This window comes from Chloroflexus aurantiacus J-10-fl, from assembly GCF_000018865.1.
In the GTDB taxonomy this organism is placed as follows: Bacteria; Chloroflexota; Chloroflexia; order Chloroflexales; family Chloroflexaceae; genus Chloroflexus; species Chloroflexus aurantiacus.
The window spans coordinates 359,190-371,411 of sequence record NC_010175.1; the positions used below are offsets into that span (position 1 = coordinate 359,190).

The window sequence follows — 12,222 nt, forward strand, 5'->3', positions numbered from 1 at the left end:
CGCGTCATTACTCCGTGTCTACCTTTTCGATGATGCGATAGCTTCCGTGGATTGGGCCGTATTAGCGCTTTTGGACGCACGCCATCTCAGGGTGAAGCCAATCGACTACGCAGGAATTCATCGGCCAGTGTCACAGCCTGTTCAGGTGTCAGTAAGCCGCGCACAGCATTGAGCTGCATCTCGACCAGGGTTGTCCAGACGATCTCGTGCGCAACGCGATCAGCGGGCATTGGCAGACCGTTCTGCGCTTGAAGGCGAAAGGCACGGGCGGCGGCCAGTTGGACGCTATCGGCAAGGTCGTTATCACTGAGCTGGAGTGCAAGTTGGGTAGGCTGGCGGCCAGCCGCCAGCAGTGCCCGCTGGCTATTGACATCGATCATAAAGCGAATGAAGGCCTGGGCAGCCGCTTGCTCAGCCTGATTATCAAGGCGAGCATTGAGTGCGATCACATCAGCCTGTACATACGGTTGAGGAACTCGATCTTCGGCACTCAAGACCGGCAGCGGTGTTACCCCAAGTTGATCATTCCAGATTGCCCGGTACTCAGCCTGAGCGTGTGCCCAATCGATAGTCATGATGGCTTCGCGGGCCTGTAATGCTCGATCAACCAGCACACCGTCGAGCGTCGCCAGCAACTGTTCATCGCGGTAAAGCTGGCTTAACCAGGTTAACCAGCGTTCGGTACCGGCGCGACCACTGCTTCCCAGGACAACAGCGCCATTTTCATCAAATACCCTGCCGCCGAAGGCGTAGAGATAGCCAATGGTTCGATCCAGTGACAGATTGTAGGCCAATCCCCAGACTGGTGGTGTCTGATTACGGTTCGTGAGTGCACGGGCGGTGAGGAGCATTTCTTCGGTACTGGACGGTGGTTGCAACACGTTGGCCCGGTTGTAGTAGAGGGCGAGGGTGTCAAACGTAATTGGCACCCCAAACAGAACGGGCTGACCAGAGACGGAGACCTGAGCAGCCCCAACCGCAGCGGGTAGCAGACTATTTACCTCACTGTTTGAGAGCATATCGTCGAGCGAACGCAACACGCCGGCCTGGACGAGCATACCGAGCATGTGACTCTGCACAATGACCAGGTGCGGACCGCCACCTTCGCTGATAGTGGTTGCCACATCGGAGGGGAGTGACACTGCCGGACGGGATTGGATCACAATCTGCGATTCAGGATGGGTCTGGTTAAACTGATCCACCAGCGATTGTAAGACACGGCTATCGGCTGCCGGCCAGGCGTGCCACAGACGCAGGACTACGCGCTCGGATGTCCTTACCGGCGCAGTAGACGGAAGCACGGAACAGGCAGTCAGCATCAATGCGCCAAGCAGTAGTAGACGATAGAACCAGGACTGATGGTGCACAACTTCCTCGCTGTATCAGTCGGGCTTCTTCATTATAGCAGGATGCATCACATGTAGCCGGGGCATAGATGAAGATGCCCCGTGGCTCCCAACCAGTGCTGAACGGTCAACGTACCAGGGATGTCGATAGCAACTTACGCGCCAGACCTGTCTTTACCAGGTCGGTGTGATGCAAGGTGAAGATAGAATCGCAGACAAGGAAGCATCGCAGGGCAGGATTTTATGACGATTCCAATACTACTAACAACACCTCTCCCGCAGCACATCTGGAAACCGCTGCTATTCACTGAACGCCAGATAAGGTAGGCGAACTTGATCGACCACCTGGCGGACTTATCGGCCAGCATCGCCTGTCTACTTTCCATCGAAAGACTGATTGACAAAATCGATGTTGCCGGTTAGTCTGAAGTTTCAGTCATCACGATCAGGGAGGTACAACAATGCGCGTCGGGCTTGACTTCGGCACGACTAACTCAAGCGCAGCGGTATATGACGGTCAGCGTTTGCGTTTGATCGATCTCGATCCGGTGAATACACAACCGGCAATTCTCCGCTCGACGCTTTTCATCACCCGCGAAGGCGTACCGTTCATCGGGCGTGAGGCGATCAATCGCTTCACCGAAGGGAATGTTGGGCGCGAGATTGAATACGTCTGGCGGTACATCGGCGATGCCGAACTGACCTTTGCCGAAAGCGGTACGGTGATGCAGGCATTGTACGTAAAGGTTGACGCCAATGCCCAGGACGACTGTTTCAGTCGTTGAAGAGTCATCTCCGTGATCGTAGCTTCCAGAAGACAAATGTGTTTGGCGTCTACTATACGCTGGAAGAGTTGATTGCACTGGTCTTACGCATGATCATCGAGCGGATCGAGCAACAGCTTGGCGCTCCGATCAGTCATCTGGTAATTGGCCGACCGGTGCATTACGCCAGCGATCCGGCCAGTGATGCGCTGGCTTTTGAGCGCATGCAGGCTGCATGTCGGCTGGCCGGCTTGCAATCCTTCAGTTTTCTGGAAGAACCGACCGCAGCAGCACTCTCGTATGCGCGCACAAACCAACGGGCCCAGCGCGTGCTGGTGTTCGATTTTGGTGGTGGTACCCTTGACATCACGATTATGGAGCTTGATGAACGGGGCCGGCCTTCGTTCCTGGCAACCGATGGTGTGCCGGTCGGTGGTGATTTGCTCGACCGCCGAATTGTGATGGGGCGGCTGTTACGTCATTTCGGCGAGGGCGCTACGCTGGGAGCACGACGATTGCCGTTTCCCAATCACGTGTTGGAACACCTCAGTGAATGGCAAACGATCATCGATCTCACCCAACCTTAAATATCTGGCGATTATTGATGAAGCGGTGGCGATTAGCGACCGGCCACGCGAGTTGCAGGCATTACGTACTCTGGTACGCAAAAACTATGGGTTGCCGATGTACGAAGCGGTTGAGCGCACCAAAGTAGCGTTGTCGCAGGCGGATCGAGCAACGTTTGAACTTGATATGGGTGAGATCAAGGTACGCGATGAGATTCCGCGCTGGGACTTCGAGCGGCTGATCGGCCCTGATGTGCGGGCGGTTGAGGCGTGTATTGATCGCGCTCTGAAAACTGCCGGCCTGCGCCCAGAACAGATTGATGTCGTTCTCCGCACCGGTGGTAGCTCACGTGTCCCGCGTTTCGTGCGTATGCTGAGCGAGAAATTCGGCGCCGGGAAGTTGCAGGAGATCGATGTGTTCACCAGTGTTGCGGCAGGGCTGGCATTGAAGGCGAGCGAATATGACGCGGTAACCGGGTAATGGTACTCTTGGTCACTTTTCACCCCCTTGCGGTAAGTTGTTACGCGCCGTGGGTAGCAGTCTGTCTGGTAAACACACACCACGAACGCTGCTACCAGATCATCTCCAGAAGGGTTTTGATGCAGTTGTGACACATTGCACTCTTAGTGGCCGGTGGGCCGGCGCATCGCCTCGGCTGGAGGCATGCAGTGCGGCAGGCGCGGCTGCGTGGCTGCTGCACTCTATATTGGCGACACGTGAATGGCACCGTTCTACCACGCTTCGGTGCAGTACGGCACGTCGAGGATTACCGGTGGGTTGGCACACCCCACTGCTGAGGGTGGGCAGGGCGGTGGGCGCGGCAGTGTGGCTGCCGCACTCCACACTACGCGACACGTGAATGGCACCGTTCTACCACGCTTCGGTGCAGTACGGCACGTCGAGGATTACCGGTGGGTTGGCACACCCCACTGCTGAGGGTGGGCAGGGCGGTGGGCGCGGCAGTGTGGCTGCCGCACGCCACAACACGTGAATGGCACCGTTCTATCGGGCTTCGGTGCGGCACGGTCGGTCGAGGATTGCCGGTTGGTTGGCGCACTCCGCCGCCTGGGGGCGGGCAGGGCGGCAGGCGCGGCAGCGTGGATGGCACCGTTCTACCGCGCTTCGGTGCGGCACGGTACGTCGAGGATTGCCGGTTGGTTGGCGCACTCCGCCGCTTGGGGGCGGGCAGGGCGGCGGGCGCGGCAGCGGGGCGCTGTCATCCACACTACGCGACACACACATCTCTTCTCTGTGTGTAGATAATTTTCAGGCTGGAGCGTGTCTACGTAGATTGATGAAAGAGCGTCCAGTCACTCTCGCCCACAGCCGACGTGCTATGTAACGACAGCGCGTATAATAGGCGCGAGATTATCACCTACGGAGAGATTATGTCATTCCAACAGCAACTTGATGAAGCCATTACGGTTTTACAGGCATGCACGACCCTGGCACCGGCCATCGACCGGATCACAGAGCTGGTGGCCGATGCAATACTGAGTGGACACACGTTATACACTGCGGGAAACGGAGGAAGTGCGGCAGATGCTATGCATCTGGCCGAAGAGTTAATCGGACGATACCGCCATAACCGCCGACCATTGCCGGCAATCTGCCTGAACGCCGATGTCGGTGCAATGACCTGTATTGCCAACGACTTTGGCTACGATGAGGTCTTTGCCCGTCAACTGACGGCGTTGGGCAAACCTGGTGATGTGTTAATTGTGTTCAGTACAAGTGGCAATTCGCCCAACATTATTAACGCGCTGAGTACAGCCCGTGCCAGAGGTATGATTAACATTGCCCTGCTCGGCAAAGATGGTGGTATGGCCCGTAATCTGGCCGATCACGCTCTGATCGTGCCGAGCCAGAATACTGCGCGTATTCAGGAAGTTCACACCCTCTTTCTGCATGCCATCTGCGAGCAGGTCGAACAACGTCTTGCCAGTGCTAGCGAGCCATACGTTTGAGAGGAGTCTATGAACCGGATTCTTGTTACTGAAAAGATCGCTGCCGAAGGACTTGCGGTGTTGCGTCAGGCCGGGACAGTGGATGTTCGGCTTGATCTCGACAAACCGACGCTGATCTCGATCATTGGTGAATACGATGCCCTGGTTGTCCGTTCGGCGACGAAGGTCACCGCTGAAGTGATTGCTGCCGGCGAACGATTGCGCGTGATCGGGCGCGCCGGCACCGGGGTTGACAATATCGACGTTGAAGCGGCCACCCGACGCGGGATCATCGTGGTCAATGCTCCGGCCTCAAACAACGTTGCGGTTGCCGAACTGACGATTGGCCTGTTGATCAGTCTGGCCCGTCGCATCCCCCAGGCTCATGCATCGTTGCAGAGCGGACGCTGGGCGCGGAACGATTTCGTCGGTTGGGAAGTTCGCGGCAAGACGCTCGGCCTGGTCGGGCTGGGGCGAATTGGCTCGGAGGTGGCACGACGGGCACGGTCGTTAGAGATGGAGGTGCTGGCGTATGATCCGGTTGTCTCGTTTGACCGCGCCGAACAACTGGGGGTTTCGCTGGTTACCCTCGACGAACTGGTGCAACGGAGCGATGTGATCTCACTCCACGTCCCATTGATCGAAAGCACACGCAATCTGTTCGATCAGCAGCGGATTATGCAGATGAAGCGGGGCGCTTACCTGATCAATGCCAGTCGCGGGGGGATCGTTGATGAAGTCGCGCTGGTTGAGGCGTTGAACAGTGGTCATCTGGGTGGCGCGGCGCTCGATGTATACAACCAGGAACCGCTACCGGCGGATAGCCCGCTGCTTGGTCACCCGAAGATCATCACTGTGCCCCATATTGGTGCATCAACCACCGAAGCGCAATTGAGCGCCGGGACTGAGATGGCGGAAGGCGTGGTAACTGCGCTGAACGGTGGCACACCACGCTATGCAGTGAATGCGCCCTTCGTGGCACCAGAGGCATGGAACGTGCTGCAACCGTACCTCAATCTGGGCCGCTTACTCGGCACACTGGTCATGCAACTGGTGCAGGAGCCGGTGCGCAGCTACGATCTCGAATTGGGTGGTGAACTGGCTGACATGGACACCCAACCGGTGCGCCTCGCCGTCTTGCAGGGCTTACTGGCCGCCAGCAGCTCAGAGCGGATTACCCCAGTGAATGCACCGATTATCGCCCGCGAGCGTGGCGTGCGCATGACCGAACGAGTCTCGCCGGAAGCGGAAAACTACGCCGGTCTGATCACCCTACACGTGCAAACAGCGGAACGCACTCGCACATTCAGCGGTACTGTGTTGCGTGGCGAACCACATATCGTGCAGATGGACGGCTATTTTGTCGATTTTGTCCCGCAGGGATCACTCTTGATCACCTACCACCACGACCAGCCGGGCATGATCGGTAAAGTCGGGCAACTACTCGGCGCAGCCGATGTAAACATTTCGGGGATGTACGTGGGGCGGCGTGCGCCCCGCGAGCGGGCGGTGATGGTCTTAACGCTCGACGAACCGGCACCACCGCAGGTGATGGAGCAGATAGCGACGATTCCAGGTATTCAGGCTGCGTTTAGTGTAGAGTTGTAAGTGACGAACGAATGACGAAGGGGGCGGATGGTTCCGCCCCCTTTTGGTTATGGCTCTCAGGCCACCCTCTCGGCTTCAGCCGGTGATCGCGCCGGCTGCGCGAGCAACCGGCGATCAAGCCGGAACATCGTGATGATCCCAAGCACCTGTACCACTGCCAGCGCCGCCAGGGCAACGAAATAGACCGGCGAGAACTTCTCGATCAGACCGTTTTGCACCAGACCGACGTGCAGGAAAAACATGCCGAACACGAACAGTCCCACTGCCGGACAGATCAGGCCATACGCACCAGGACTGCGCGCCGGCCCGTTCAGATACGTTCGGAAATAACCTACCCGTCGCAGCACCGATAGCCCCAACAAACCTGCCAGCAGTTGGAGACTGAAGAACACCGCAGTGATCAGTAACCGGTGCGGGGCTTCGATATGCAGTTCAAAGCCACTGTGCAGACCATGGCTGATACGCAGCATAGCGATACCGATCAGCGTCAACAACGGGATCGGCATCCAGAGGCTGGGGCCAGCCTCCACGGCCAACCCATTCGTCAACATCGCCCGTGCTCCCAACACCAGCAGGATCAAAGCGATGACGACTGCCGCAGTAATGAAGAAAATTGTCCCCAACATCGATAGACCAATCGTCAGTTTGACCGTGCTCATCGCTGCCGGTGCAGCCATTCCTACCCCGACCATCGCGAAGGCAAACGCAGCCAACAACTGCGTCAGGTTATTGTTGCGCGTGCAATCGAAATGACCGTTCGCCAGTGCCCGCCCGAAAATATCTGCAAACGTGCGCAGTGCCAGCACACCAACGAGGAGAAACGCTGTCATTGCGAAGGGGAACAGATATTCGACCACGTTCCACAAACCGGGCACGAAGACTGCACCGCTCACAAATGCCACATTAATCGTCATCGCCAGGGTCAAGGGCAGTGCCATCAACATCACCGCACCGTTCGTTTCACGAAGCTGGAGATAAGCACTGCTGCGGCGGAACCGGCTAAATTCGCTCAGATTCCAGATGAGTGACTGGAGATGACGGATGGCAAAGATGGCCACACCGGCCAGGGCAATCAGCAAGAGCATTTGACCGGTCACATCAGTCTTAGCCCATAAAGCAGCAATACTGTCGAACGTCACAATCGGCGTGTTTGGATGCGGAACGAGAAAAATCAACGCCTTACAATTCAAAAACGATTGCCCTTACCCTCACCGCCACCTTGCGCTACGCGGCCTAACCGTTCCACAAAATCCGCAACATGACGCAACAAACCCGCGCTATTCGGCGCGGGTTTTGCTTTACACCTCACCTGCTAATGACTGTCTCGGCGGCGGTTAGCTTTTTGGCGCACCGCATCGCCATGCAGTCGCGTGCGAATGACAGAGAATTGCCACAAACAGGCAAGCAAAAACTAGCATGGCTGTCAAGCGTTTTGGCGTCCTCTATCGGCGCTGGCCGTTCAGGGTGGTGAGCGACAGCATCAGATCATCGAGGCTTGCTTGCTCAAGCGCCTTGGCAACGCGCCCTTCCGGCCCCCCGCTGGCCGGCGCATCGGCCCAGCCGCGATGCCGGCCTAACCGTGTCAGCACTAACATCACCGCCCAGCGTTCGCCCTTATCGAGCGCCTCAAACAGTTTCTGCTCGGCCAGATCAACGATGGCTTCCCGCTCATGCTCAATGCAGGCCAGTAGCTCAGGGTCGCGCTTGATGCGCGCATAGAGCGCCTGCCGGCTCACGCCCAGATCACGCGCAGCCAGTGCGATTAATCCGCGATTCGCGTGCAACGCCGCGATCACCTCATCACGGCTTGTCTCTCGATGTGCCATAGGTACCTCCGAGTGTTGTCAGGGTTGACGCATCATTGTGCCTACCGCCTATTGTAGCCGTCGCCCTCGGCGCTGGCCAGCCCTTGCTCAATCCACTGTCGCACCAACGCTAACCCGCCAAGTTGCAGCATCTCGGCGGGATCGTGCAGCGTAGGCCGCCAGCGCGTGCAGCGCGGTTGCAAAGCGTCGCACCAGTAGGCCGCCGCCGCGTCACCGGCCTCATCCGCATCATGGGCGGCCAGCACCAGCGGCGCAACGGCGCAGCGAGCGATCCAGCGCACCGCTCGGCACCCCGTCGCCCCGGTGCCAATCGCTGTCACCAGATCGCCGGCGGCCTGCATGATGGCCAGCACGTCAACCGGCCCCTCGGCTAACACCAACGGCTTGGCCGAGGTGATCGGCGCGATGAGGTAGGGCGGTGCGCCGGATGAGCCGGCCAGCGAGAGATAGCGCGGCTCGGTGTTGGATAGGCGGCGCACCTGCACGCGCCAGAGGTCGCCCTCTACCCAATACGGAATGACAATGCCGGCGGGATAGTACGGGTTATCACCGTCAAGGCCGAGCGTCTCGGCCCGGATGCGGGTTGCTGCCGGATGGTAGCCGAGGCCGGCGCGCCGGATCAGGGCATCCGTCAACCCGCGTTGGTAGAGATAGGCGCGAGCCGCTTGGCCAGCCGGCGACCAGAGCGCCTGCACGGCCTGATCCACCAACCGCCCAACGGTGTGTTGCCACTGTGCCGAGGGCGGTTCCACGGGCGGCGGCTGTGGCGATCGCGGCCCGCTCGGTGCGCTGGCCGGCGTCACGCCGAGCATCTGACAGGCCTCACGATAGCCAACGCCATAGTAGCGGCGCACAAACGCGATGGCATCGCCATCGCCGCAATCGCCGCTAAAGCAATGCCAGCGCCATTGCCCGGAACGGCTCTGATAGATGCTGAAGGCTAGCTCATTATCGCCGGCGTGCAACGGGCACGCGCACCGATAGGAACGCCCATAACGGTGCAAGCGCACGCCGAGCCGCTCGATGAGGGCCGGTAGATCGATGGTAGGGGCGGTGGTGAGTGTCATAGCGGCTCACTTCCGTTACTCAAAACCTCAAAACCTCGGTTTAGCGCGTTGGAATGCGTTCAATCGGCTTCCTCAAAACCCTCCTCAAAACCGGTTTTGAGATACTCAAAACCTCTCACAACCCAGCCCGCGCTTGCGCGGCGGCAAGCAGCGCCTCTGGCGGGATGCCCTTTAAGACGGCGTGCGTGCGAACGCCGCGTTCCCAATCGGCAGGGCGCTTGGTTGCCAAGTGCATGACATAGCGCCAATTGACTGCGCGCCAAGCACTCGGCTTGACGCCGGCGGGTAGGGGCGGCAGATCGTTATCACCCTCATCACCCTCATCACCCTCGGCACCCTCGGCACCCTCGGCGCTGGCCGGATGCGCATCCGGCCAGCGGCGCCTTAGCTCGGCTAGCACGTGTTGCACCCCGGCGGCGATGGCCTCGGCGCGGCTCACCCCTTCCGGCAGATCAAACGGCGCGATATACAGCGTCGCATCCGGGCTGCTAGCGGGCCGGTCATTGCGCCGGATCAGAATGCCGAGCGGCTGGCCGGCGGGCGCGCCCATTTCGGCGCTGAGCGTTGCCGGCAATCGCTGTGTGAGCGGCTTCACCACGTCATACCACGCCGGCGGCGTTGGTGGCATTGAGATGACGCGCTTGCTGGCCGGCGCAGCGGCGTTCGTCGCTGCCGATGGCGGCGCAGCGGGCGGTACGGGTTCCGGTTCCGGTGCGGGTTCCGGTGCGGGTTCCGGTGCGGGTTCCGGTGCGGGTTCCGGTGCGGGTTCCGGTGCGGGTTCCGGTGCGGGTTCCGGTGCGGCATACGATGCACCGGGCGGCGTGGTAGTGGCGGCGCTGGTGGCGTTAGGCGCGATCAGCACGCGATACACCTTGGATGGGCGGCCCCCTTTGCGGCCTGTCACCTTGAGCGGCCCTTCAAGGTCGCCGTCTTTGAGCAGCGTTTGCAGGGCGCGTTCAATCATCTCACGGCTTTCCGTGCGCATTGCCTGATAGATCATCCGCTCGGTGATCTGGCCGTGAGCGGCGTATCTCGCAATGATAGCGCGTACCCGGCGGGCAACGCGATCCGCATCGCTCATCACCGCATCACCCAACACGGCCCGCATGTGCGCGATCAGCGGCTCGCAGTAGGCGACGGCGGCCCGCATCACCTCGCCGCTGATCGGCTCGGCCCATGGCAACACCTTGCGCGCCGCGCAATGAGCGGCGTGCAGATTGGCGGCAATGCGCACCACGTGACCGGTCAGCTTGCCAGCCCAAGCGCGCAAGAGCGGATGACCGGCCAGATCGCCCCGTTGCTCATGTAAGCGCGGCTCAATCATCGCTTGCATCGCATGCACCGCATGCAACGCCTCGGCGCTGAGCGTGACGGTATGGCGCTGCTCTGGCGCTGGCGGCTGGCACGTATCAAGCAGCCAGCGCAGATGCGTGGCATAGGTCGCTTTCACCAGTTCAGGAATGACCGGCGGCGCAATGGCGCGAGCGCCGAGACGCGACGGCGGCAAGAGGATGAGGTAGCGGGCTAAAACGCCGCGTTCAATCAAGGCGCGGTTGCGGATCAGGTCACGCACGGCATGCGGTTGGGCGGCCAGCACCATCGTGAGCGCCGGCGCTGCAACCCGTTGTGATTGGCGCGTCTGCCGGTCAATGATCAGCCGTTCACCGTTGTAGCCCTTTAAGATGGCTTCCAGCATCGGCGGCCCGTCACGGCCCGCGCCGATCAGCACCTGCATACTGTCAGGTTCCGGCGATACTACCGCGATGCGCTGGTGCGCAACCAGCGCCGAGGTCAACGCTTCCGGTGTTGCGTTTTGCAAGAGCCGGCGAAATGGCGCGGCCAGCGCAACGCGCTCATACTCGGTGATCGCCGTTGCCAGCGCCCATTCTAGTTGTTTCTTCCGGCTGGCATCTTGCTCTTTGGCGGCCTCAGCCGTCAACCGCTCAATCTCTTTATCAAGCACGCGCTTGCGCGCTTGGCTGGTGGTGTACTCAGGGGCGCGCCGGTTGCGTTCGTCATCTTCCCACTGTTCAATCGGCCCAATGAGCAGGGCGAAGGCGGCGCTTTTGCGTTCGCCAGACGGCAGCGCCGGCATCACATAGAGGCACGTTTCTTCGTTCCAATCCGAGGTAAGCTGCACGCGCATCGCGCCGGCGGTGGCGACGGATAACGCGCCGAGGGCCAGCGCATGAGCAAGGTCAACCGGCACTTGCACCGCCTCGGCGGTATGGCGCACCATCTCCCGCACCCAGCCCGGCAGCCCGCCGAGCGGCAACGGCGACGGTGCATCGCTGGCAGGTTCATCGTCATCATCGAGATCAAGGGCTTGCGCGCTGGCCAGTAGCGTGGTGAGGTCAGGGTACTGGTGTTGCAGGGCCGCCAGCGCCCGTTGCGCGGCTGGCTGGCCGCCACTGGCGCGGGCCGTTGCGAGGGCATCCCGAACGTGATTCCACGGGCCGCAATCCGTCTGCGCGGCTTGCTGTGCAGCGGCGTCATCCGGCCCGGCCAGCGCCCGCAGCGCCTCGGCAATCAGGTGATCTGGCGGCGTTGACGCCGGCGATCCGTTGTGATACGATGAAGTAGAGGTATGTTTCTTCATATTTGTTCCTTTGTCCAACGCCGCGTCTTGGCAACGCGGCGTTGGTGTATTTCAAGACAAACTGATCCATTGCCATCGCCTGCCTCCCTTCACCTCTTGCCTCTCCACCCATTCCTACTTCCAACCGGCAGCGCGCCCCTCATCACGCTTCCGGTGCGTTCCGTTCCGGTTCAGTCGCCATCTCTTGCCCTTGACCAGCCTGCCGGCGGGCCAGCATGCCGAGCAGCACGCGGCCCAACAAAGCCCACTGCTCACGCTCACGGTCGCGGCGAGCGGGCGGCGGCGGGTTCGGTGACTGGCGCTTCTGTTTGGTCATGGCGATCCTCATATTGGTGCAACAACCCTTGACGCTCGGCTTCTCGGCGAATCAGCCAGACGATTTGATCATTTGGCGTGCGTAATTCACGGATGGCGAGCTTGAACAGTGCTTGATACTCTGGCTCTGGCACAATCAGTTTCACCTTGCGCATCGCGCCCTCCTCAAACAAAAACCCTGCAA

The 12,222-nt window shown here is 60.2% G+C and carries 11 protein-coding genes; 5 read left to right on the forward strand and 6 right to left on the reverse strand.

Going from position 1 to position 12,222, the window contains the following annotated elements:
* Positions 1-86: 86 nt before the first annotated feature.
* Positions 87-1,367, reverse strand: coding sequence for a sugar ABC transporter substrate-binding protein (locus CAUR_RS01415; RefSeq protein ID WP_012660415.1), 1,281 nt, complete (start codon positions 1,365-1,367; stop codon positions 87-89).
* Between the two features lie 440 nt (positions 1,368-1,807).
* Here CAUR_RS01415 and CAUR_RS21360 point away from each other — a divergent pair, with 440 nt between their 5' ends.
* The 5 genes from CAUR_RS21360 (at position 1,808) to serA (ending at position 6,231) form a co-directional block, all read left to right on the forward strand.
* The gene (locus CAUR_RS21360) at positions 1,808-2,131 is read left to right on the forward strand and encodes a hypothetical protein (RefSeq protein WP_242605018.1); all 324 of its coding nucleotides are present in this window, start codon (positions 1,808-1,810) and stop codon (positions 2,129-2,131) included.
* The gene (locus tag CAUR_RS21365; protein WP_242605019.1) at positions 2,128-2,697 is read left to right on the forward strand and encodes an Hsp70 family protein; all 570 of its coding nucleotides are present in this window, start codon (positions 2,128-2,130) and stop codon (positions 2,695-2,697) included. The genes CAUR_RS21360 and CAUR_RS21365 overlap by 4 nt, the downstream gene beginning before the upstream one ends.
* Positions 2,660-3,157 (forward strand): Hsp70 family protein, encoded by a 498-nt coding sequence (locus tag CAUR_RS21370; RefSeq protein ID WP_242605020.1) that lies wholly within the window; start codon positions 2,660-2,662, stop codon positions 3,155-3,157. Before CAUR_RS21365 ends, CAUR_RS21370 begins: the two co-directional genes overlap by 38 nt.
* 908 nt (positions 3,158-4,065) lie before the next feature.
* Positions 4,066-4,644, forward strand: a complete 579-nt coding sequence (locus CAUR_RS01425; protein WP_012256187.1) for a D-sedoheptulose-7-phosphate isomerase — start codon at positions 4,066-4,068, stop codon at positions 4,642-4,644.
* Positions 4,645-4,653: 9 nt separating this feature from the next.
* Positions 4,654-6,231 (forward strand): phosphoglycerate dehydrogenase, encoded by a 1,578-nt coding sequence (gene serA, locus CAUR_RS01430; RefSeq protein WP_012256188.1) that lies wholly within the window; start codon positions 4,654-4,656, stop codon positions 6,229-6,231.
* 56 nt (positions 6,232-6,287) lie between these two features.
* Here the strand turns inward: serA and CAUR_RS01435 are convergent, their stop codons facing one another.
* The 5 genes from CAUR_RS01435 to CAUR_RS01455 form a co-directional block, all read right to left on the reverse strand.
* Positions 6,288-7,421 carry a TsoY family (seleno)protein gene (locus tag CAUR_RS01435; protein WP_012256189.1) on the reverse strand — a complete coding sequence of 378 codons (1,134 nt, stop codon included), beginning with the start codon at positions 7,419-7,421 and terminating at the stop codon, positions 6,288-6,290.
* 252 nt (positions 7,422-7,673) lie between these two features.
* Positions 7,674-8,057, reverse strand: a complete 384-nt coding sequence (locus CAUR_RS01440) for a helix-turn-helix domain-containing protein (RefSeq protein WP_012256190.1) — start codon at positions 8,055-8,057, stop codon at positions 7,674-7,676.
* A 41-nt stretch (positions 8,058-8,098) separates the two neighbouring features.
* The gene (locus tag CAUR_RS01445) at positions 8,099-9,124 is read right to left on the reverse strand and encodes a CHC2 zinc finger domain-containing protein (RefSeq protein ID WP_012256191.1); all 1,026 of its coding nucleotides are present in this window, start codon (positions 9,122-9,124) and stop codon (positions 8,099-8,101) included.
* Positions 9,125-9,239: 115 nt separating this feature from the next.
* The gene (locus CAUR_RS01450; protein ID WP_012256192.1) at positions 9,240-11,723 is read right to left on the reverse strand and encodes a YfjI family protein; all 2,484 of its coding nucleotides are present in this window, start codon (positions 11,721-11,723) and stop codon (positions 9,240-9,242) included.
* A 257-nt stretch (positions 11,724-11,980) separates the two neighbouring features.
* Positions 11,981-12,193, reverse strand: a complete 213-nt coding sequence (locus CAUR_RS01455) for a hypothetical protein (protein WP_012660418.1) — start codon at positions 12,191-12,193, stop codon at positions 11,981-11,983.
* Positions 12,194-12,222: the final 29 nt, after the last annotated feature.

Excerpts from the sequence above, each read along its gene's own strand:
- CAUR_RS01455 (WP_012660418.1), bottom strand. The coding sequence starts at position 12,193 with ATGCGCAAGGTGAAACTGATTGTGCCAGAGCCAGAGTATCAAGCACTG.
- CAUR_RS01440 (WP_012256190.1), bottom strand. The coding sequence starts at position 8,057 with ATGGCACATCGAGAGACAAGCCGTGATGAGGTGATCGCGGCGTTGCAC.
- CAUR_RS01425 (WP_012256187.1), top strand. The coding sequence starts at position 4,066 with ATGTCATTCCAACAGCAACTTGATGAAGCCATTACGGTTTTACAGGCA.
- CAUR_RS21360 (WP_242605018.1), top strand. The coding sequence starts at position 1,808 with ATGCGCGTCGGGCTTGACTTCGGCACGACTAACTCAAGCGCAGCGGTA.
- serA (WP_012256188.1), top strand. The coding sequence starts at position 4,654 with ATGAACCGGATTCTTGTTACTGAAAAGATCGCTGCCGAAGGACTTGCG.
- CAUR_RS01450 (WP_012256192.1), bottom strand. The coding sequence starts at position 11,723 with ATGAAGAAACATACCTCTACTTCATCGTATCACAACGGATCGCCGGCG.
- CAUR_RS01445 (WP_012256191.1), bottom strand. The coding sequence starts at position 9,124 with ATGACACTCACCACCGCCCCTACCATCGATCTACCGGCCCTCATCGAG.